Here is a 22189-nt window from a genome sequence, read left to right as displayed (position 1 = left end):
ATGGACGCACTCTTATTCCTTTTCAGCCAGCTCTGCCAGATATGACCAGCGTTCGATTAAGTACTCAAGCTTTTCGTTTAATTCGGTTTCCTGCTTCATCAAATCCTGTGCTTTCGTAAAATCACTGCCTGTTTTCGCCATTTCAACACCTATTTCTTCAATACGGGTCTCTGTTTTCGCAATGTCTTCATCAATTGATTCCCATTCTTTTTTCTCTAAATAGGTCATTTTTTTCTTTTTTTCTTTCTCAACCGGTTTAGTTGGCTTGGCCGAAACAGCGACTGTTTTTTGTGCTTCAAGGGCTGATTCCTTCTCAAGATACTCTGTATAATTCCCAAAGAATGAATCTATTGTACCTTCCCCTTGTAGGACGAGAAGCTGTTCAGCCACCTTATCTAAGAAATAGCGGTCATGAGAAACTGTGATTACCACTCCCGGGAAATCTTCCAAATAATCTTCAAGAACCGTCAGAGTCTGGGTATCGAGATCATTGGTTGGTTCGTCCAACAATAACACATTTGGTGCAGTCATCAATATTTTCAACAAATATAAACGTCGTTTTTCCCCGCCCGATAGTTTTCGAATCGGGGTACCGTGCGAAAATGGAGGAAATAGAAAGCGTTCAAGCATTTGAGCAGCAGAGATCGTTTTCCCGTCCGATGTTTCGACAATCTCGGCTGTCTCTTTAATGTATTCAATCATCCGCTTATTTTCATCCATATCTTCACTTTCCTGTGTATAATAAGCGATTTTTACCGTTTGCCCCATGATAAACTCACCCTCATCAAGGGGGATATGTTTTGCGAGGATATTTAATAAGGTTGATTTCCCGGTTCCGTTTTTCCCGATAATACCTATCCGATCCCCCGGCTTCACAAGTAAATCAAAATGATATAAAATCGTTTTTGCTCCGTATCGCTTGGAAGCATCTTTCAGTTCAAATACCTGCTTGCCAAGCCGACTGCCATTTAACGAGATATCCATCTTTTCAGAAGATGACTTCCCACTCGAAACCTTTTCATCGAGCTCATCAAATCGTTGAATCCTCGCCTTTTGTTTTGTAGACCTGGCTTTTGCACCACGCCTAATCCATTCGAGCTCCCTGCGGAACAGATTCTTACTTTTTTCAAAGGTAGCTGCCTCATTTTCTTCACGAATCGCTTTTGCTTCTAAAAAGGCGGCATAGTTCCCTTTATAACTGTATAATTGACCACTATCGAGCTCAAACATCCGATTCGCAACCCGATCTAAAAAGTAGCGATCATGGGTGACAAGCAAGATCGAGCCATTGTATCTACTTAAATAATCCTCTAACCATTTTACCGAATCAAAATCGAGATGGTTCGTAGGTTCGTCTAAAATAAGTAAATCCGGCTCGGCAATTAATACTTGAGCTAATGCGACGCGCTTTTTCTGTCCGCCCGAAAGTTCACTGATTCTTTTTGTAAATTCCTCAATCCCTAATTTCATTAAAATCGACTTTGCATTGGTACTGGCATCCCAGGCATTTAAAGCATCCATTTGCTTTTGTAATTCAAAAAGGTCTTCTTGGACTTTTGTGTCATTTGGAGAAAGATTCAGTTCTAATAAAGTTTTTTCATAAGCACGCATTAGTTTTAGGATGGGAGCATCGCCATGGAAGACTTGTTCAAGGACCGTTTTGTCACCGTCTAACTCCGGCTGTTGGTCTAAAAATGTAATGGAATAGTCTTTACTTGTGATGATTTTTCCTTCGTCAGGAGTATCCAGTCCTGCAATAATTTTTAATAATGATGTTTTACCGGTCCCGTTGATCCCGATTAATCCCACACGCTCTTTTTCTTTAATCGTGAACGAGATATTGTTAAAGAGCTGTTTTTCCCCATACGTTTTCGAAACATTTTCTCCTGTGAGCATTTTCATTCTTGTCCATCCCATTCTTGGTAAAATTGTTCTAAAAATGTTTCCATCATTTGTTGACGGCTTTCTGCCATTTCTCGGGCAGACTCTGTATTTAGTAAATCTTTTAATTTAAGCAACTTTTCATAAAAGTGGTGAATACTTGTTGATTTACCTTTTCGATACTCTTCTAAGCTCATTTCGTTTCGAACCTTAATGCCGGGGTTATAAATTGGTTGTCCTTTTTTACCGCCATAGGCAAACGCCCTCGCAATCCCGATGGCTCCAATCGCATCTAATCGGTCTGCATCCTGGACGATTTTGGCTTCAATCGTTGAGAGCTCACTGTTTATGCCGCCTTTATAGGAAATCGTTGCGATAATTTGTTTTATATGTTTTTTTTCATTATCTGTTAGCGGAATGGTTTGCAAAAAGGTTTCCAGTTTTTCTTCACCTTTTTCGATACTTTCATTCAACTTTTCATCTGGGATGTCATGGAGTAATGCAGCCATTTCAATAATGAACACCTCTCCTATCTTTTCTTCCCTGCAAATATGTAAGGCATTCCGTCGAACGCGGTCGACATGGAACCAATCATGGCCTGTCGCATCTTCAGCCAATTCATTACGGACAAATTCTTCTGTTAGCACAATTATCGGATTCTTCATTGCTTGAAAGCACCTACCTTTATCCTTGCTATTTTAACATGAAAAACAAACAAAAAATAACCCCGAATGTTCGGGATTATTTTTTGTTTGCTTGGCGTCCACTTTTTTTCTGACTTTGCGACTTGCTATTACCAATTTGAAACTCGCTTCCGAGTTCAATATCATTTCGTTTGTCTTGCTTTTCAATTTGTTCTCTCGTTTGGTTCGGATTTTGTCTCCCTTGCTTACTAATGGCGCATCTCCCTCTCATCTAAGATTTAATGCAATTTTAGTATGCTCAGTTTGGGAGTAAGTTATTTCAACTCATTATGCCAACTGATGCCAAGGGTATTTTCACCTGCATGCACGCCGATTACCGCTCCTAATGGACAACAGTTGATTTCTAGTTGAGGAAATTCCTTTCTTAATTCATCCATCCAAATAGCTGCGTGACCCTCGTGCAAACCAAATAAAATATATACCTCTTTAAAATGATGCTGCTCGTAGGATGACCTTAAGTAATCCAATATTTTTTCCTTCGCCTTTTTCTCACTTCTTGCTTTTTCTTTCACACTCAGCGCACCATCTTCGATCGAAATAATTGGTTTAACGTTAAGCATGCTGCCGAGAAAGAATTTCAAGCCTGACATTCTGCCGCTTCGGTGGAGCTGTTCTAAACTGCCAACAAGAACATAGGTCTCGTTGGTTTTCTTAATTCTTTCGAGTTGACTGATTACTGATTCAAGACTAGCGCCTGCTTCAAGAAGCCTTATTCCTTCTTTAAGTAATGCCGTCATTGGATAGGTTAGGATATTGGAATCAATGGTGGTTACTGGAATCTCAACAAGCATTGCAGCTTGCTCACTCGAGGATACCGTGCCACTTAATTTTCCTGATAAAAGAACGGCGACAACTTGGTCGTAATCCTTAGACAGTTGTTCGTATAATGCTTGAAAAGCTCCAATGGAAGGTTGTGATGTTTTAGGTGGATATTTAAGTTCCTTTAATCTTTCGAATAATTGAGCAGGGGTTAAGTCAATCCCATCAGAAAATTCCTCACCATCAAGTAAAATCGTTAATGGAATGGTATATAAATCTGGATGATTTTTTAATTCTTCGTCTAAATAGGCTGTACTATCTGTGACCCAAGCCGTTTTGACCAACGTCATCTCCCCTTTTTTATAAAAAAATGAACAGATATGTAAATTAATCGTACATAAAAACTTGAATATTGTAAATATTTTAAAAACCTAATTAAAACCAGCTTTGGTTAAAAAGCTGGTTTCGCTTCATATTGCTAAATTTCCCTGTTCAGTTGCTTAAGAGTTGTCATGATAAACTCAGTCATTTCAACCAAATCATCCACTTGGTCTTCCCGAATCAATCGATCAAAATCAACATTAATCACATGAGTATGCTTTCGTTTGATTTCAAGTGGTGGATACTGAACAATTTGAGTTATCTTTCTCGTGGGCCCCCATACGTTTAGTAGGATGTTTTCAACCGCTTGAAAGTCTATTTCCATGTCATTATGTTCAATTAAAAATTGGAGCCTTAAATGACACCCTGCCTTCTGTTCTGATTGTAAGGCCGGTAAAAGCTCTGCTGCTAGATTAACCAGGTTTGATGCCATTTCAATATTCGCTATTACACTGCTTTTAGGTAAACGGAAAGATACATCAAATTTCCGAGACATCTTAGCCATGTTGATTAAATCGTTTCGGTCTGTAATAACAATCTCACCGATAATATCTAAATCATAAAGAGCACCTTCAATCACCACTTTCATGTTATCAAAGGCTGTCGGATCAAACATATCCCATCTACTCTCCTCTTAAGAAAAGCGCAAGCGCCCGCTCGGCCGCTTGCGCTAGACAGTTATCTAAGTTCAAATTTTATTACTTTCTTTATTGAATTAGAAAAGCCCAACTGCATTCCCGTTTTCATCCACATCCATATTTAAGGCAGCAGGTTTTTTCGGGAGGCCTGGCATGGTCATAACATCTCCAGTTAACGCGACGATAAATCCTGCTCCAATCGAAGGTTTAAACTCCCTGACCGTCACGCTGAAATCCGTCGGTCTACCTAACTTTCCAGGATCATCAGACAAGGAATATTGAGATTTCGCCATACAAACAGCTAAATTAGACCAGCCGAATTTTTCAAAATCAATCAATTGTTTTTTAGCCTTTGAAGAAAATTCTACATCTTTTCCACCATATACCTTTTGGACAATAGTTCTAACTTTCTGTTCAATCGGATCAGATAGGTCGTATAAAGGCTTAAAATTGTTTTCATTCTTGTCAATGACAGCCAATAGTGTTTCAGCTAGCTCGATGCCTCCTGCTCCGCCTTTTTCCCACACTTCTGTTAAGGCAACTGGAACATTCTCTCTTTCACACCATCCAAGTAATGTTGTTACTTCAAGTTCTGTATCAGTGATGAATTTGTTAACTGCAACAACTACTGGTAATCCAAAGCTATTGATTGTCTCGATGTGTTTTTTTAGATTTGCAAAACCAAGTGTTAGTGAAGGAATATTCTCTTTTGCTAATTCACTTTTTGCTACTCCCCCATGCATTTTTAAGGCACGAATAGTCGCAACAATAACAACTGCTTCTGGTTGGATCCTCGCACTTCTTGATTTAATATGTAAAAACTTTTCTGCACCTAAATCTGCTCCAAAGCCAGCTTCAGTGATAACATAATCCGCTAACTGAGCCGCAGCTTTAGTTGCTATGACGCTATTACACCCATGGGCAATATTTGCAAACGGACCGCCGTGAATAAGAGCTGGCGTATGTTCAATCGTCTGAACAAGATTTGGTTTGACCGCATCTTTTAACAATAACGTTAATGCGCCTTCCACACCTAAGTCACCGACCGTTACCGGCTCCTTATGATAATTATAGGCAACAACCATCCGTGATAATCGTAATTTTAAATCCTTTAGATCTGTTGCTAAACATAAAACCGCCATAATTTCCGAAGCGACCGTAATGTCAAAGCCATCTTCCCTTGGAACACCTTGAAGGGGCCCACCAAGACCGATAATAACTTTTCTTAATGCACGGTCATTTAAATCAAGGGACCGTTTCCAGACTATTCTCCGTTGATCTATGTTAAGTTCATTTCCTTGTTGGAGATGATTATCGATTAACGCTGCGAGGGCATTATTTGCAGTCGTAATCGCATGCAAATCTCCAGTAAAATGTAAGTTGATGTCTTCCATTGGCAGGACTTGCGAGTATCCACCGCCAGTCGCCCCACCCTTAATACCCATAGTTGGGCCTAATGAAGGCTCTCTGATTGCGATCATCGTTTTTTTACCTAACCGATTAAAAGCATCTGCCAGTCCAACTGTCACAGTCGATTTACCTTCGCCTGCTGGTGTTGGATTAATGGAAGTGACAAGGATAATTTTTCCGCTATCCTTCGTTTTGAGTTTAGCAAGAGCTTCATTTGAGATTTTAGCTTTGTATTTACCAAAAAGTTCTAGATCATCCTCTTCTAAACCAATTTTTTCGGCGATTTCAACAATTGGCTTCATCTTTGATTCTTGTGCAATATCAATGTCTGATTTCACTTCAGTTTTCAATACCACCTTTATCCCCCGCATTCAGCATTTAGAATTGGACTTACGGTTTCATTGTATCAAATAAGCGCTTTCAATCCGATAATTAATTATGACAAATTAATTAATACTTTTCTGAATTTACAATAATGTTTATAATATAAATATCAAATATTTAAAATATTCATTGACTCCTTATCGTAGGTAGTTATATAAATGGATGTAGTATTTAGAAATAATCCTAATTAACCTGAAAAAGGGGCTGATCACTTGCCAATTAACATTCCAAAACTCCTTCCAGCGAGGGAAATTCTCGAACACGAAAATATTTTCATTATGGATAATGAACGTGCTATTGCTCAGGACATCAGACCATTAAATATCCTTATTCTGAATTTAATGCCTGAAAAAGAAAAAGCAGAAACACAGCTTTTAAGATTATTAGGAAACTCGCCTTTACAAGTAAATGTCAATTTTCTAAAAACCAACTCCTATGAATCCACCCATACGAGTAAACAGCATCTCGAACAGTTTTACACCACCTTTTCCCAAGTGAAAAACTTAAAATTTGATGGGATGATTATTACTGGTGCCCCAGTAGAGCTATTAGAATTTGATCAAGTTAAATATTGGTCGGAATTAACTGAGATTATGGACTGGGCCAATCAAAATGTCACTTCGACGTTACATATTTGCTGGGGTGCGCAGGCTGCTCTTAACTACCATTATCGGATTGGTAAATTTGAGTTACAGCGAAAATGCTCAGGTATTTATCCTCACCGGATTTTCGAACCTAATGACACTTTGCTACGCGGGTTTGACGACCAGTTTTATGCTCCCCATTCTCGCTATACTGATGTATCGATTGAAGCAATTAACAAGAATCCAGAATTAACACTATTAGCCGCCTCTGAAGATGCAGGTGCCTTATTAATTGCCTCTCGGGATAGAAAGCATGTCATGATTACCGGACATTTGGAGTATGAATCAGATTCGCTGGCCCAAGAGTATGAAAGAGACTTGAATAAAGGTCTTGAAATCCATATACCGGAGAACTATTTTCCAAACAATGATCCAACCCAGCCTCCAATTAATCGCTGGCGTTCTCATGGTCATTTATTCTTTTCAAACTGGCTTAATTATTATGTATACCAGGAGACCCCTTTTTTTTGGGGTTAACACTAAGCATCGGGTAAATTCCGATGTTTTTTTATTATAATTGTTTGTTTATTATTTGTAAAAATAGAAAGAATATAGGAAAAAAGCAAGGTATTGCTTTTAATAATTATCTTAAGAGGAGAATTTTCATGGAATCAATTGTGGCACTTCACCGTAATTCCTTTGGGGAAATTATCAACTTTGTCACTTCTGAGGGACGAATCATTTCTTATCGAAAGGCAATACTAGAGGCAGAAAATGGTTTAATTCAAGGGGTTCAGGCTATTGAGGAAGAGCATGGTAGAATGTCTTTAATCCCAGAGAGCGACCAATCTTTTGATCAATACCCAGATTTATATTAAAAGCACCTAGCAATTGCTGCTAGGTGCTTCTTTATTACTCACTTTCATTCTGTTTTTGTATTTCATTTAATGCCTCAATACGCTTTTGGTCTTCTTCAAAAAACTGAACCAAGTCACCAATTCGATCAATTGAATCCCAGCTTAAATGGTGTTCAATCCCTTCGACATCGTTATATATATTTTCATTTTTTACACCGATGATTTTGAGGAACTGTTCTAATAAATCATGTCTGAAGACCAGGCGCTTGCCAATCTTTTTCCCCTTGGCTGTTAACACAAGTCCTCTATATTTTTCGTAGACTAAATATTCATCTTTATCAAGTTTTTGCACCATTTTCGTTACTGAGGAGGGATGTACTGACAGCGCTTCAGCAATATCTGAGACTCGAGCGTATCCTTTTTCTTCAATCAATATATATATTTGTTCAATATAATCTTCCATACTTGGTGTTGGCATCCCATACCCTCCAAAAAATTACTCAACTAAAAGTTTACTATATAAAAAAAATAGTGACAAGGCACTTTATCACATATATAAATTAACATTTCTTTATTTTGCTGCCGTTTCTTCGAATAAAAATTTTACCTTTTTTTCAGTTTGGTCTATAAAAAGCCTGGCATTAAAGGTTTTTTCTTTATTGGTAAAACCTTCAATCAGCTCGGTTTTTCCTTCTGATAAAAGCAGCTTTAGGTTCTTCTGGGTAATATTCTTACCTAATATTTTCTTTGAAATAGTGAAATCGCATTGATTTTTTTGGTAATTTGAACAACCGTAAAAGCTGCCTTTATCTACGACTGAACCATCACATTTTTTACAAGGACCCAGCTTGGTAAAAGTCTGCTTCCTCCCTTTTTGCTTCCCAGGTGCAAAATTTTCGCGAATCTCCTCCGAGAAAGACCAGTTAGTAGCTTGACCAATACTTGACGAAATTAAATGAATGACCATCTTCTTTGTTTGCTCCATAAATTGCTTTGGTGCAGCAGACCCCTCAGATATTTCCTTTAGTTTCTGCTCCCACTTTGCGGTCATTTCAGGTGAAGCTAAAATTTCTTTCCCAATGGCCTCAATGAGGATTTTGGCTTTCGCTGTAGCATAAACTAAATTCTTAGTAACCTCAATATATAGACGGTCCTTTAGCATTGTAATGATGCCTGCTCTGGTTGCTTCTGTTCCAAGGCCCTCGGTCTTTGTCAGAATTTTTTCGAGTTCTTTATCATCTATATGCTTACCGGCCGTTTTCATTAACGTAATCAATTGACCTTCAGTATAGCGTTTTGGAGGCTGAGTTTTGCTTTCTTTAACTTCCACTTTATCCGACCAACCCTGCTCACCTTCTGCTAGCATTGGTAGTGCAGGTTCATCTTCGTTATCTTTTGGATTCAGTACTTTACGCCAGCCTTCTTCAATTTGAACCTTCCCTTTCGAGATAAACGTTGCCCTTCCATCCACCAATGTTGTCACAGTAGTATATTCAGCTATGGCCTTATTGTAGTGTGCGGCGATCAAACTTGTTACAACTAAATCGTAGATTTTTTTCTCATCTGGGGTGAGCCGCTCCACATTTGGGATTTGTTCCGTCGGAATAATCGCATAGTGGTCTGTGACCTTCTTTTCATTCACATAGCGTTTGTTTTCTGAAATCGAAGCAAATGGTAACGGGAAGAAACTTTCGTAATCTTTAATATGACTTAATTTGTTTAAGACTTCCGGGAAAGTATTCGCTTCTTCTTTTGTAACGTACCGTGAATCTGAACGAGGGTACGAGACATTTCCCTTTTGATAGAGCTTTTGCATAACATCGAGAGTTTTCTTCGGTGAGAATTTAAAGCGTTTATTTGCCTCGGCTTGGAGGGCGGAAAGATTATACAAGAGTGGAGGAAGGAACTCTTTCCTTTCTGATAGAACCTCGCTGACTTCGGCAGGTTTATCCTTGCAAAAAGCAGCAACTTTTTCGGCTAACTCTTTTGTATTCACTCGGGTTTCCCCATCGTTCTGCCATTTTCCAGTATATTTTTTTCCATTCATTAAAAAATGTGCGAGAACCTCCCAAAAGGGTTCCGACTTAAAGTTCTCTATTTCTATTTCTCTTTTAACAATAAGTGCTAAGGTTGGTGTTTGTACTCTACCAACTGAAAAGACATCAGAAAATCCTTGTTTTTGTAAAAGTAAGCTATACAAACGTGAAGCATTCATACCAACCACCCAGTCAGCACAAGCCCTTGTGTAGGCTTCAAAAAATAAACTCCGTGTTTCTTGCTCGTCCAACAGCTTTTTAAAACCCTCTCTAATGCTATTAGCTGTTAACGACGAGATCCACAACCTTTTCATGGGTTTGTGACATTTTGTTAACCTGAGGATATTGCGGATAATCAGTTCACCTTCGCGCCCCGCATCACCTGCATGAATAATTTCAGTCACATTAGAATCAGACACTAACTTTTTGATGACTGCAAATTGTTTTGCCTTATCTTTCGTTACTTCGTATTCAAACTGTTCAGGGATAATTGGTAAATTATCTAACGACCATTTTTTCCAGCCTTGCTGATATTTTTCGGGCGAGACTAATTGGCATACATGACCAATTGCCCAAGTCACATAGGCTCCCTTAGGAAAAATATCATTTGGATAAATTTCGATAAAACCATTTTGTTTTTTATGTTTAAAGATTGATGCTAAGGTTGACCCTTGATCCGGCTTTTCGGCAATAATTAATTTCATTATGATTGCTCCCTTTTTACAAAGCATCCCGAAATCCATTTTACCCATTAAATCCTGTGTACGTAAAGACTAAATAATCACCATATCCACTAATTCCTCTACAATTTTATGATAGTGGTCGATCGAGACAATATAATTGACTGTATCATTCTTCACTTTTCAGTAATTGTAGATTCATTCAATTTCTAAGTACAGTGGTAATAATGATAATAATTATTTTTAGAATTACTCTCCATGTTCTTACTATTAAAATAGCAGACTACGTCACGAAATCACCTTAGTATTTTGTCTGTTATTTGACAAATAGACTAAATAATAAAAAAGAGTGATCAAATGATCACCCATAATGCTTGCTATTGTTAACTCAACGGCTTTATTGAAGGAAGATCCTGACTATACCAATTACCCTCGGGGATAATATTCGAAACTGTTAAAATTAAGGATGGAATTCTCTCCACATTGAACACAATTGCACCAATTTTCTTTGTAAAAATGATAAAGGCATTTCCATGTGAATAATTATCTAGGTCTAATCCCATATGGAGCAGTGCAAATAAAATGGTCTGCTTTTCATCAGAATCAATATAAACTTGGGGTGAAAATCTTAATATCCATTCATCACCTTCAATGGAAAATCGGTACATCCTATCCCCGCCTCTGTAAATAAATTGATTAATTTAAGATATGTTGCAGAGGTAATTTTCATGTTAGGGGTACGGACAAAATCAGACACTTAAATATTTTCATAGAAACTACCATAATTCCAATGTAAGAGACAAGTCATTCCTTGACTGTAAATTCTCATTATTGTATATTTAAAGCATCATGTAACTATATATGCATAGCAAGTGGCTGCATGATAATATTTATCTTTGGCACCAATAAGGGTGGCTTGAAAGGCTTAGGAGGAAGAAGTAAATGCAAAACGGTAAAGTAAAATGGTTTAACAATGAAAAAGGTTTTGGTTTTATTGAAGTAGAAGGCGGCGACGATGTATTCGTACACTTCAGCGCTATCACTGGCGAAGGCTTCAAATCTTTAGAAGAAGGCCAAGAAGTTTCTTTTGAAATCGTTGAAGGAAACCGTGGACCACAAGCAGCTAACGTTGTAAAACTATAATCTAAAATAATCAATCAAGGGCTGACGTTTTCGTCAGCCTTTTTTATAGGCGCTAACAGGACTTAGGTGAATTTTCAACTCAGTTTCTTCCCATACTCCTGAAGTTGTTCTCCCACTGTACACTTTGAAATGCAAAACCGATGTGCTGCTCTCCGCCCACCTTCTTTTTTCAAATGCTGGTGTAAAAAGCAGCCTTCACAGTATTGAATCATTAAGGATTCTACATGAACCAATAATTGCCTTTTGTTTAAGTCCTTCACAAGAGTTTCACACCCATTTCCTAAAGAATCAATGTTTTTGCAAAAATTTCTTTTCCCTCTAATGCTTGTGTCGCCAATTTATCTGCTTCTTTGTTATCTTTTCTAGCAATGGACGTATATTTAGGGACTAAACCAAGCGTTTTAATTTTTTCCTCAATTCTGTCAAGCCAGCTATTAAGCGTATCTTCATAACAAGGCCAATCCCCTTCCAGCTGTTTTAAAACCACTTGGGAGTCACCTTTAAATTCACAAGATAAATGATGAACTCCTAAATCCTCTAAAATATTTAGTGCATAATAAAAAGCAGCATACTCTGCTTCATTATTTGTTTCCAATTCATCAATCCGTTCATTGGCTCGGATACGGTATTTCTTCTTTCCCTGCTTAAAAAAGATTACAGCCCCAAGACCTGCTTGATTTGTTTCCTTTTGAAACCCTCCATCAAAGTAAACAGTTATTTCATGAGGATCATCTTCAATTTCGGTCATCAACTTTTTCATTTCCTTTAAGATCCATGATGTTCCCTTTTCATCATAAAAAAACAAATCAGATACTTTCCCAGTCATTTCAAGCTCTTCACCAATTTGTATAGCCGTTTCACCTGATACCATTTCAGAGGAAAATTGTACCTTTTCATTACTTTTTATTTTATACATCCACTCTAACCTATAGTTCAATGTCCTCAACCTTTCTAAAAAGAATTCAAGGGCTTTTTAAATAACATATTCCATGCCACTATATCGACCACATCATTCTAACCTATTCTGATATATATTCTTATCATACCCACTTCTTCATAGTAGTTATAAGAATAAATATTTTCTGACTTAAAAGAAATATGATAAACTTTCACTATTACGTTTATGGAGGAAACAGAATTGATTGAGGTTTATATTGACGGGGCTAGTGCCGGAAACCCTGGACCAAGTGGTGCCGGGATATTTATTAAAGGAAACGGCATTACAGAAAAATATTCAATTCCATTAGGAAAAATGACGAATCATGAAGCAGAATATCATGCATTTATTAAGGCTTTGGAAATATGTTTAGAAAAGGGATTTGAAAATTCCGTTGTGTCTTTTCGGACCGACTCTCAATTAGTTAACAATGCAATAGAAAAAGAATTTGTAAAAAACAAACTATACTTACCATTATTTGAACAGGCATTACACTTATCAAAGAAGTTTCAATTATTTTTTATGAAATGGATCCCAAGTGCTGAAAATAAGGCGGCGGATGAACTAGCAAGGCAGGCAATAAGAAAAAATATTCCCGAGGAGCAATGATACATCATGAAAAAACCTATTTTTGCCGATTTAAGTTTGCTCCTTGTAACGATCATCTGGGGTAGCACTTTTGTGTTAGTCCAAAATGCAATTGATTTTCTTGAACCGTTTTCCTTTAATAGCATTCGCTTTCTGGCGGCAGCGATTTTATTGATTTTCTGCCTTGTGATATTTGAAAAAAAACAGTTAAAACAATTGAATTTAAAGCTGCTTTTATCAGGTGTATTTATCGGATTTTGGCTTTTCCTTGGTTATGCTACCCAAACAATCGGCCTGTTATATACAACCTCTTCCAAAGCCGGCTTTATTACAGGGTTAAATGTTGTCCTTGTTCCAATATTTTCAATGATGTTATTAAAGCAGTTTCCGAACAGGAATGCTGTCTTGGGCGTGTTAACTGCGACCATTGGCTTATTCCTATTGACGGTGACTGATGTTACTTCATTAAATAGAGGTGATGGTTTCGTTTTCATTTGCGCCATCAGTTTCGCGCTTCAGATCATCTATACAGGTAAGTTCAGTAATAAATATCCAACCTTGCTGTTAACAGTCATTCAAATTTCAACAGTCGCGATATTATCGATTTTATCCTCTTTCCTATTTGAAGATTGGAAAAAGTCATTTAATCCACATATATTACTCAAGCAAGATGTTCTGGCTGCCCTTGTCATTACAAGCATATTTGCAACAGCGCTGGCATTTATGATTCAAACAAATTTTCAAAAATACACCTCTGCAACTCGAGTTGCGTTAATTTTTGCAATGGAGCCGGTATTTGCCGCGATTACAGGTTTTTATTGGGCAAATGAACGACTTTCCTATAGTGCCTTAGTTGGGTGCTGCCTCATTTTTGCAGGAATGATTTTTGCTGAAATGCCAACAAACAAAATCCCTTTACTAAGAAAAACAAAATCCCTAGAGGATAAGGTCTCATAAAAAAACTCCCTTTTAGTGAAGGGAGTTAATCTAATTATATCGCTAACAGTTCCTTTTCTTTAACGAATCTAATGGCCTCTTTCCTTGAGTTGATCCTGTTCGAAATTAATGTTTCCAGTAACGATACATAAAAACTGCCATCAAAACTTTTTTGCGCTTTTAATGTCAGTTCAATGGCTGTAATACTCATTTCATCAGAAGCATTTGTGTAGTGTTTCCCAAAAAATATAAAGCCAATTGCATCCTCTTGGAATTGAAATCCTTTTCCTTCCAAGTGGTGCAAATAATCTTCGACTGTTCCCAATAACTTTGCCATCCCTCTCCCAACAAAATGTGAACATCCCTTAGAATCTTAACTTAAATTTTGATAATTTTCTATTCTTTTTTGTACATAGGTGACCTATGACTCCCACCAAAACACCTAGAATTGCCCCTCCTACAACTTCTTCAGGCTCATGGCCTAACATTTCTTTTAGCTTTTTTGGAGAGTCCTGTTTAAATTCAACACTTTCCTCTTTATGAATTTTTTCAATTAATTCATTCATTGAATTTACCTTTAAGGTAAGCTCCCCAGTTTGCCTTCTTACCCCTTGCGCATCATACATGACAATTAATCCGTAAATCAGTGAAAGGGCAAAATCAAAGGTTGGCAGTCCACGCTGCATTGCAATGTATGTTGTTAATGTAGAAACCCCAGCTGAATGTGAGCTAGGCATCCCACCGGTACCAAAAAACAGCTCTGGACGCCATTCTTTCTTTTTATAATAATGAATAGGAATTTTCATCCCTTGTGCTAGTCCCATGCTGAAAAGTGCTAAATAAACACCCTTGTTCATCATATCACCCCTGCTAATATTGTTCGAAAGCCCGTGTTTTATTATTCCACATGGAAATACTAAAAAAGTGGGAGGTGAACATAGATGGGTAAAAATGGTCAAACTAATCGAGGTGTCAAAGCTCCAGGGGTTAATCCTCAAGGATATGGTCAAGATGCGGAGTTCGCTGAAGAACCAAAAAGTAAACTAGAAAATGCAGCAAAGAAAAAAAACACTAAATAGACGCAAACATAAAAACTGGCTGTCCCTTGTCGAGACAGCTAGTTCTATTTAAAGCTTTTGCCTATTCGCAAGATAGGTGCAATATGGAATAAGCCGCCTGGCCACTTCAAATTCCCTATGCTTACAACCTGGCCTCCAATTGACTTCAAATAACCATAGCCTTTGCAGTTGATCCATTCCAACATCAATACCCAGTTCATCAAAGGAATGTTCGTATAATGTGTCGAAATGAGCAGAAAATGTTAATGCAAATTGCTCTAGAACTGTTTTTATTCGATCTGACTCTTCCTCAAATTCATCTAAAAGAAAAGTTTCTAAGTCACCGCGGTACCCTCCGCTGCTAATATTGCTAATCAATTGGGCGTTACCGCTGATCCTGGGATAAATTAAGGTAATTTCCCAAAAACCGCGTCCATTTTTTTGAACATGCAAGCGAAAATCATAGGTTAATCCGGCTTTTGTTTTACATTCAATAAAAGGCTGAAGCAAATATTTTTTCTCAAGGACCAGCCCTTCAATTAGAACCTCCATTTCCTTTTGATTAAGTACGCTAACTTTCTGACCGTCGGTTAATTTGAACAGTTGCTTTTCATTAAGTTTTTCGATAAATAATATTTTTTTACCTTGATTACCGGTTAATGGTTTGATTACAACTCGAGAATGTTCCTGGCAAAAAGAGATAAATTTTTGTGGATGATTTAATTTTGTGGAAGGAATCAAATAACTGGAGAATTCTTTCGCATTAAAGATTTTTTTGTACACTTTGAACTTATTTCCAACAGGATAACTTGTAAAAATAGCATATTCCTTTAATTTTTTCAAAATGGCGGATTCTCTTTTAGATTTAGGGTTGCAGCTGTTAATGATGACTGTTGGAAAGTCGATAACTTTTTGTGTCCATTCACCATGTTGATACACCCAGCCATTAATTTTCAAATGATTAAAATCAACATTGTTGTACGAAAAATAAAAAAAGGGAATTCCTTCCATTTTTGCGACAGCAGCAAAGGGATATGCTTTTTTAACTTCTCGCGGATTTTTTCGATAGTGAAGCATCCCAATCGACTTCAAAATCATCACATCCTTAAAATGGCTCTAAGTAAAACTTGATTTCCTTCGAAGCTATTAATGCAATCTCCTTGGCCTGTTCAGGTGTATCAGCGCTGGCAATCACATAGGCATAGCGATCACCGAGTGAATACGGCTTTGTTAAGATCGCCCCTTTTCTTGGTTTCACATAAACTTCCTTTACACCATCATAATTTAAGGCTTTAGTTTTTCCGGTCACTTTTATGAGTCGGCCCCGTGAACTAACAGTGAGAAATTTTGCATAGACATGTGTCCTTTTCGTTGCTTCTAGATAAGGGTCTTGCCCTAAGTATAGTTTAAGTGTTTCTTTAATTAAATTGATTCCTGTACCCTCTTGAATAATTCTATTCATTGCACCTCCAGACATTCTTGGATTTATTTCTATTAACTTCCACTTCCCTTCAATAAGCCTCATTTCTAAATGACAAGTACCATTTTCTAATTCAAGTGCTTGAATAATACTTTCAACGGCAATTTGTAATTCCTCTAAAGTCTCATTTTCTACTACGGCCGGATAACAATACCCAGTAATAATAAAGCGATCACCATTTAAGACCTCTTGTTCAATTACCGCCACAATAGATATCTGCCCCTCCTTAACGATAACTTCGATTAGGTATTGCGTTCCAATCAAGTATTCTTCAATTAATACCGGAATAGAAGGGAATTTTTTATTTAAGTAGTCCAATCCTTCTTTTAACTCAGAGTAGGTTTCAACCAGTAATACATCCTTTGACCCATTAGATATGGGGGACTTTAATATAAGTGGTAACTGACGTTGATTTTCCTCGACAAATTGTTGAATAGACTTTTCTCTTTGAAAAATAGTAAACTTTGGTGAAACAGGCAGCGTTTTAAGGTGCTCACGAAACCGAGTTTTCTCTTCTATGATTTCCAAAGCATCCGTGGACATTTGAAAAAGTCCTAATTTTTTCGAGATTCGCGCCGCAAAAGAGACAAATGGATCAATGAAACTAATAACAGCACAGATTTGTTTTCTATCTTCTTCAAGGTTATTAATTATTGAAAAAATCATCTCCTTATCCATTAAATTTTCGACATATACCATCTGATGAACTTCAGGGAATTCTTTCTCTTGCTTTATAAATTCTCTTCTGTTCGTTAACAAAACAGTATAATAACCCATAGTTGTTGAAATACTCAGAGCTTCTCGGCTCGTTCCTGATTTGTTACTTCCAATAAAGACAATTGTTTGCATACCAACCTACTTCCTCTTTGTTTTTTATTGGCCATTTCTTTTAGTCAACAAATATTTCCCATAGCATATTGGGGTGATGTAGGTTTCCCGCCATGTTTCGAACATTAAAGCATTACGAAATGCTAACCTTAGATCTCGGGCATTACATTCAATAAACATTGGAAAACCATCCATTGTAATTCCGACATCAAGTCCAATATCTGCAAAGTTAGGAGTTTGATCACCCAAATGTTTGGCAACCCTTAAGGATAAACGTTCAACGTCGGCGACTACCTGTCTTTCATTAAGGTGTGGGAGGTTTCTAAGAATATCTTCAAAAACAACGCTAGCACCACCACTAGCAACATTTGTAACGAAGTGGCCTGTTTTTGCTACTTTCCCCACCATCCCTGTCACTTGCCATTCTCCAAACCCATTTCGTTGGACGGTTACCCGAACGTCAAATGGATTATTATTATATTCTGCAAGTTGAATTCTCTCTTGGATAATATACATCCCGCTTGTTACCAAAGATTTTATTTTCAATGGTAATTGTTCCGCAGGGAGCATTTCTTCCAGCCACAAGTCATTTTGGGGATAGATTAACAAGCACTCTGTATCGTTAAGGCGTGTAGCTCTAATGTTACGTTTTCCAAATGTACCATTGCTTGGTTTTATGATTAACTCGCTATGTTTTCCCATCATTTCGACCATATTACCAAGATTGAAGCGAACGGTTTCTGGGAGATGTGGTCTAATATCTACACATTCCATTAATAACTTATGAGTTTTGTATTTCCCATATTGATTCCATTCATTAAAAATGATTAAGCCTTCAGCTAGTAACATTTTAATCTGTTTCTTTGCATCCTTCGAACAATGATACCCTCTATTATGAATCACCAATGGTTTAGGAATAGTGTTCTTCAGATACACACCGTTACTATTCATCACATAACCCGTTATCTCTGGTTCGCCAGGCAGTAACTCCTCCAAACGAAGATACACAGGAATTAAATTATTTATATTCCCCCCTTCCTCATAGAAAGCCAGGATTTCTGGTTGTTTTCCGCGGTCAAGTTCTCTATATAATTGCGAGCTGATTATAATTCCAATATATTGCTGTTCCAAGCTATTTCCCCGCCTTATTTATAAGGTTTAGGTTCAGTTAACATAAATAAACTGCTTTCTTACTATTAAATGCAAAAGTTAGGTATTTGGAGAGATAAAAACCCAAATTATTTTGAAACATTCATTAAATACGTGAATACACTAACTTACATTAATCTAAGAGGTGTTTTGCTTCATGAGATCTAAACCAAAGGTAGCCTTTATTACCCCTGGCTCCTTCCCAATACCATGCTCCCGTTCAAGTTCAGTAGAAACAGTTGTAGAAATGCAAACAAACATTCTTCAAAACGATGTTGATTTTATGATATTTGGAAAAAAGGCTAAAGGAATGGCCTCTACTGAAAAACAAGGAAATATTTCTTTTATCCGGTTTCCTTATCAAAATTGGACAAGGTATCTCACAAAGGTTATTACTAAGTTATCTAAACTCAATCCTGATATCATCCAAATTGAAAATCGCCCTAAATATATTCCTATCATTCGGAAAAAGTTTCAAAAAGTTCCAATTTGGTTGTCACTGCACTCGACGATGTTTATTTCAAGTCCACATATTGAAAAGGAAAAGTTAATTAGTTGTCTTCATCAAGCTGATAAGATCATTGTTAACAGCCATTTTCTTAAAAACTATTTAATTGTTCAAACCAGTTGTGAGGCAAATAAAGTCATTGTAAATTATTTAGGTGTGGATATAAGACAATTTCAATCGAAATGGTCCATTGATCAAAAAAGTAAAATAGAGAATTTTATTAAACAATTGAACCTCGAAGGTAGGAAAATCATCTTATTTGTCGGGCGTTTAAGAAAAATAAAGGGCATTCATAAAATACTTCAAGCCATGCCTTCTATTATTCAAGCGGTGCCTGACACCATATTAATTATTGCTGGAAGCGCATTTTATGGTTCAGATAGAAGAACGAGCTATGTTGATAAATTGTATGGGTTAGCAAAGGATTTCCCAGAGCATGTCAAGTTTATGTCGTTTATTCCACATGCGGAAATCCACGTTTGGTTTGAGGCTGCAGAGATTGTATTAGTACCCTCAATTGGACCTGAAGCATTTGGATTAGTGAATGTGGAGGCAATGGCATGTGGTGTCCCCGTAATCGCAACGAATATCGGGGGAATGCCAGAGGTTATTGAACATGGCAGGACGGGGTATTTGATCAATACACAAAACATTGAAGTGGAACTATCCAATTGTGTTATTCAGCTCTTAAACAACCCCAAAAGAATTAAAAGGTTAGGTCTTAACAGTATAGATCGAGTGAAGGAAAATTTCACATGGGAAAATAGTGCTAACCGTATCCTCCAATTGTATAACCAAATTGTATCTGAAAAATAATAGAACGTCCCTTTTTGGATGAATCAAAAGGGACGTGAAGGACTATAAATATGCTCTTTCTTGGAAGTGAAGAGTATTTCCAAATGCATCTTCATCAAGAATTTGAAACCCTTGAATTTGAACTGCATAAAACATTGGTTGATTACGAATTTTTAAATACTTATCATAATCCAATTTCTTAAAGCCTTTGAAGCTAGGATATATATTTGCTTCAAGAATCCACGGGAAGCCAACTTCATCTAAGGCAATATCTATACCAAATTCGGAGAAATGTTCATTTCTTTGATCCATGATGAGGCAAAATCTTTGACAAAGGTTTACTATATTCCGATAAACAAGCGAATAGCTGAGGCCCTGGGAAGTCTTCTTGATAACTGTTTCTAACGTCATCGCTTCTCCACCCCGAGCAATATTAGTTAGATCCTCATCTTCTCGAGCAACCCTGCATTCAATTCCAGTGCATTGCCACTTCCCTTTGTTATATTTCTGCATCACAACCCTGACATCAAGGGCTCGATTATTTACCTTTAAAAGCGGAATGTAGGTTTGAAATATATACTCCTGTTTAAAAATTCCAAACTCCTTTAATAATACTTGTAAACCTTCTTTATCCTTCAATCTGTGTTGTACCTTTGTCATATTCCGATAATCGTATAAACTAAAACCTTCTGTTTCGTCATTTAATTCTAGTATGAAAATTCCGCGTCCTCTTGATAAGCTAACAGGCTTTAAAATAATTTTCTTATTTTCTATTAAAAAGTCAATTAATTCTTCCATGTTATTTAAAAGGAAAGTTGCAGGTAAGTGATGTTTAATTTCTGGGGTATTTTTTAATAAATATAGATCCGATTTTTTAAAGTGGTAGGAGTTAAATAAATTATTATTGGTTATATCCACTAGTTGTCTAATATTATCTTTCTTTTGATGGAAATTTCTACGGTATATGGTAGAGGGAATCGGAGTAGAATCATAGCGCCAATGTTTTTTTACTGGGTCATAGATCATCCCATATGCAATTCTCTTTTCCCAATCGACTGACCTTGCTGAAAAGGCGATCGTTACTCCGCCATAGCGATGAAATTCACCAAAACGGTCATTGAATTTCTCCATATAATCCAAATGATAAACGTGATTTTTTTCACCCAATAGTAAGCCAATTGTTGGACCGATAATTGCCTTTCTCTCTGAAAATTGGATTTGATAAACTAGGTCAACAGGAAGATGCATGGATTCTACTAGCGTGTCGGAAACAAAAAGCTCTATGGGATTTTGAAAGGAATTATGTCTTAGAGGAATTGCGTCTTCATAATTTACAAAGTGACATGGCTGCTCATTTACCCCAAATTTTACAAATTCAGGTTGTTCCCTCCAGCTTTCTGTAATTCGGTTAGATAATTTCATTTTCATTTCATGGTCTTGAAAAACTTTAAATTTCACCCAAACATTCTCAAAAAGCTGACTTGATTTCCTGATAAACGGCGTAATATTATTGTCGTGTAATTCTCCACTGCTTACATGAACGGTTGCCTCAGTTTCTCCACTATACGTTTGCAATGTCTTATCATCGTTTTTCAATTCCCTGATTTCTTTTGCTAGATCAATCGGCCACCTAAGAATCCTACCCGCTACTTTTTTGTTGCTATAACTTATGTCTTTCACAATGGTAAGGATAGGACAAGTGGAATGAATTCGAATTTCACCAGTTTCCATCCCCACAAATTGAAGACCAATTTCATAAATTCTTGGATAATAATAGTGAATAATTTCTAAAATTCGATGGCTTACTTCATAAAGGTATTCTTGTGTCTCTTCTTGCATTTGGTAATCACCGGTAAGTAGCAGATAGGCTTCCTTAAAGGTTAACACTTGGTCATTATTCTTGGCATAAATAATCGGAGTCGTCCATTGATGATGACAATCTTTTTGCCCTAAAACGTAAAAACTAAATGAAGTCGGAATTTGATTTTCCGCTATTAAATTAATATCCTTTAGTTTAGGATGTGTTGCTATCAATTCTAGGAAATGCTTATTCTTAATATTATTCTTTTCATTTATGAGAGTTACACCTGTTTGCTGTGCAAGTTTAAAGATTGTCCGATTGTTTTTCTTACGATGATAATTTGTGGGATTATAGATTATTGACGGAATATCAACGAAACCTAGTAAAACGATCTCCTCATCCTTTATCATAATTGCATTTCCCTTACGCTCGTTTACAAGCAATCCTTCGATATTAATAAATAGTACGTCAAAATTTAACTCATCGCCCGCTTTTGCATATTGTAAAACATAGGAATCATCATTGTTTAATTCCTCTTGGGCCAGCCTATTCCATTGCCGCATAGATAAAATAATTCCAATAGACTTTTCATCCATTACTCAGTCACCTTCAATCATTTCAGGTCATTTATAATATTTCTATTCATGATTCT

The 22189-nt window shown here is 36.9% G+C and carries 23 protein-coding genes; 7 read left to right on the top strand and 16 right to left on the bottom strand.

Annotation, left to right across the window (positions count from 1 at the left end):
• Nucleotides 1-12 precede the first annotated feature (12 nt).
• The 5 genes from COE25_RS05585 to COE25_RS05565 form a co-directional block, all read right to left on the bottom strand.
• Nucleotides 13-1902 carry an ABC-F family ATP-binding cassette domain-containing protein gene (locus COE25_RS05585; RefSeq protein WP_098931734.1) on the bottom strand — a complete coding sequence of 630 codons (1890 nt, stop codon included), beginning with the start codon at nucleotides 1900-1902 and terminating at the stop codon, nucleotides 13-15.
• Nucleotides 1899-2546: an HD domain-containing protein gene (locus COE25_RS05580; protein ID WP_088088713.1), complete on the bottom strand. Its 648-nt coding sequence runs from the start codon at nucleotides 2544-2546 to the stop codon at nucleotides 1899-1901. Before COE25_RS05580 ends, COE25_RS05585 begins: the two co-directional genes overlap by 4 nt.
• Before the next feature lie 293 nt (nucleotides 2547-2839).
• The gene (locus COE25_RS05575; protein ID WP_088088714.1) at nucleotides 2840-3688 is read right to left on the bottom strand and encodes a DegV family protein; all 849 of its coding nucleotides are present in this window, start codon (nucleotides 3686-3688) and stop codon (nucleotides 2840-2842) included.
• 134 nt (nucleotides 3689-3822) lie between these two features.
• Complete coding sequence (locus COE25_RS05570) at nucleotides 3823-4341, bottom strand: hypothetical protein (protein WP_098931732.1); 519 nt, start codon at nucleotides 4339-4341, stop codon at nucleotides 3823-3825.
• Between the two features lie 99 nt (nucleotides 4342-4440).
• The gene (locus tag COE25_RS05565; RefSeq protein ID WP_373605339.1) at nucleotides 4441-6144 is read right to left on the bottom strand and encodes a formate--tetrahydrofolate ligase; all 1704 of its coding nucleotides are present in this window, start codon (nucleotides 6142-6144) and stop codon (nucleotides 4441-4443) included.
• Between the two features lie 225 nt (nucleotides 6145-6369).
• Here COE25_RS05565 and metA point away from each other — a divergent pair, with 225 nt between their 5' ends.
• Both metA and COE25_RS05555 read left to right on the top strand, forming a co-directional pair.
• Nucleotides 6370-7278 (top strand): homoserine O-acetyltransferase MetA, encoded by a 909-nt coding sequence (metA, locus tag COE25_RS05560; protein ID WP_088088717.1) that lies wholly within the window; start codon nucleotides 6370-6372, stop codon nucleotides 7276-7278.
• A 128-nt stretch (nucleotides 7279-7406) separates the two neighbouring features.
• Entirely contained in the window at nucleotides 7407-7619 is a 213-nt protein-coding gene (locus tag COE25_RS05555; protein WP_088088718.1) for a DUF3892 domain-containing protein, read from the top strand.
• Nucleotides 7620-7653: 34 nt separating this feature from the next.
• Here COE25_RS05555 and mntR read toward each other — a convergent pair whose 3' ends face one another.
• From mntR to COE25_RS05540, 3 genes are all read right to left on the bottom strand, one after another.
• A complete protein-coding gene (gene mntR, locus COE25_RS05550) occupies nucleotides 7654-8076 on the bottom strand; it encodes a transcriptional regulator MntR (protein ID WP_088088719.1) in 423 nt (140 codons plus the stop codon).
• Nucleotides 8077-8169: 93 nt separating this feature from the next.
• On the bottom strand, nucleotides 8170-10338 hold the full coding sequence (locus tag COE25_RS05545; protein ID WP_098931727.1) for a DNA topoisomerase III: 2169 nt from the start codon (nucleotides 10336-10338) through the stop codon (nucleotides 8170-8172).
• Between the two features lie 359 nt (nucleotides 10339-10697).
• Nucleotides 10698-10982, bottom strand: a complete 285-nt coding sequence (locus COE25_RS05540) for a hypothetical protein (protein WP_088088721.1) — start codon at nucleotides 10980-10982, stop codon at nucleotides 10698-10700.
• A gap of 274 nt (nucleotides 10983-11256) precedes the next feature.
• On the opposite strand from COE25_RS05540, the gene cspD reads away from it, so the two are divergent.
• Complete coding sequence (gene cspD / locus COE25_RS05535; RefSeq protein WP_026563856.1) at nucleotides 11257-11457, top strand: cold-shock protein CspD; 201 nt, start codon at nucleotides 11257-11259, stop codon at nucleotides 11455-11457.
• A gap of 74 nt (nucleotides 11458-11531) precedes the next feature.
• Here the strand turns inward: cspD and COE25_RS05530 are convergent, their stop codons facing one another.
• Together COE25_RS05530 and COE25_RS05525 are read right to left on the bottom strand one after the other, a co-directional pair.
• Entirely contained in the window at nucleotides 11532-11717 is a 186-nt protein-coding gene (locus COE25_RS05530; RefSeq protein ID WP_088088722.1) for a zinc-finger domain-containing protein, read from the bottom strand.
• Nucleotides 11718-11737: 20 nt separating this feature from the next.
• Nucleotides 11738-12394: a reverse transcriptase-like protein gene (locus tag COE25_RS05525; protein ID WP_088088723.1), complete on the bottom strand. Its 657-nt coding sequence runs from the start codon at nucleotides 12392-12394 to the stop codon at nucleotides 11738-11740.
• A gap of 201 nt (nucleotides 12395-12595) precedes the next feature.
• Between COE25_RS05525 and COE25_RS05520 the strand changes: the two genes are divergently transcribed.
• Both COE25_RS05520 and COE25_RS05515 read left to right on the top strand, forming a co-directional pair.
• Entirely contained in the window at nucleotides 12596-13003 is a 408-nt protein-coding gene (locus tag COE25_RS05520) for a reverse transcriptase-like protein (protein WP_088088724.1), read from the top strand.
• 6 nt (nucleotides 13004-13009) lie between these two features.
• Nucleotides 13010-13939, top strand: a complete 930-nt coding sequence (locus tag COE25_RS05515; RefSeq protein ID WP_098931725.1) for a DMT family transporter — start codon at nucleotides 13010-13012, stop codon at nucleotides 13937-13939.
• Between the two features lie 34 nt (nucleotides 13940-13973).
• Here COE25_RS05515 and COE25_RS05510 read toward each other — a convergent pair whose 3' ends face one another.
• Together COE25_RS05510 and COE25_RS05505 are read right to left on the bottom strand one after the other, a co-directional pair.
• Entirely contained in the window at nucleotides 13974-14255 is a 282-nt protein-coding gene (locus COE25_RS05510; protein ID WP_179195908.1) for a DUF6123 family protein, read from the bottom strand.
• A gap of 28 nt (nucleotides 14256-14283) precedes the next feature.
• Nucleotides 14284-14775 (bottom strand): divergent PAP2 family protein, encoded by a 492-nt coding sequence (locus COE25_RS05505; protein WP_088088726.1) that lies wholly within the window; start codon nucleotides 14773-14775, stop codon nucleotides 14284-14286.
• A gap of 84 nt (nucleotides 14776-14859) precedes the next feature.
• Here COE25_RS05505 and sspL point away from each other — a divergent pair, with 84 nt between their 5' ends.
• Entirely contained in the window at nucleotides 14860-14997 is a 138-nt protein-coding gene (gene sspL / locus COE25_RS05500) for a small, acid-soluble spore protein L (protein ID WP_088088727.1), read from the top strand.
• A 48-nt stretch (nucleotides 14998-15045) separates the two neighbouring features.
• On the opposite strand, the gene COE25_RS05495 is transcribed toward sspL, so the two are convergent.
• Genes COE25_RS05495 through COE25_RS05485 form a run of 3 tightly spaced genes read right to left on the bottom strand, consistent with a single transcriptional unit; the run spans nucleotide 15046 to nucleotide 18415 of the window.
• Nucleotides 15046-16068, bottom strand: coding sequence for a YheC/YheD family endospore coat-associated protein (locus COE25_RS05495; protein ID WP_180247418.1), 1023 nt, complete (start codon nucleotides 16066-16068; stop codon nucleotides 15046-15048).
• 13 nt (nucleotides 16069-16081) lie between these two features.
• Nucleotides 16082-17305, bottom strand: coding sequence for an ATP-grasp domain-containing protein (locus COE25_RS05490; RefSeq protein ID WP_098931721.1), 1224 nt, complete (start codon nucleotides 17303-17305; stop codon nucleotides 16082-16084).
• 24 nt (nucleotides 17306-17329) lie between these two features.
• Nucleotides 17330-18415: a YheC/YheD family protein gene (locus tag COE25_RS05485; protein ID WP_098931719.1), complete on the bottom strand. Its 1086-nt coding sequence runs from the start codon at nucleotides 18413-18415 to the stop codon at nucleotides 17330-17332.
• Nucleotides 18416-18590: 175 nt separating this feature from the next.
• Between COE25_RS05485 and COE25_RS05480 the strand changes: the two genes are divergently transcribed.
• A complete protein-coding gene (locus COE25_RS05480) occupies nucleotides 18591-19757 on the top strand; it encodes a glycosyltransferase family 4 protein (protein WP_098931716.1) in 1167 nt (388 codons plus the stop codon).
• A 42-nt stretch (nucleotides 19758-19799) separates the two neighbouring features.
• On the opposite strand, the gene COE25_RS05475 is transcribed toward COE25_RS05480, so the two are convergent.
• Nucleotides 19800-22133 (bottom strand): YheC/YheD family endospore coat-associated protein, encoded by a 2334-nt coding sequence (locus tag COE25_RS05475; RefSeq protein WP_098931713.1) that lies wholly within the window; start codon nucleotides 22131-22133, stop codon nucleotides 19800-19802.
• Between the last annotated feature and the right edge of the window lie 56 nt (nucleotides 22134-22189).

It is taken from the genome of Bacillus sp. AFS031507, from assembly GCF_002584635.1.
In the GTDB taxonomy this organism is placed as follows: Bacteria; Bacillota; Bacilli; order Bacillales; family Cytobacillaceae; genus Neobacillus.
This window is presented reverse-complemented; position numbering and strand designations above follow the sequence as displayed.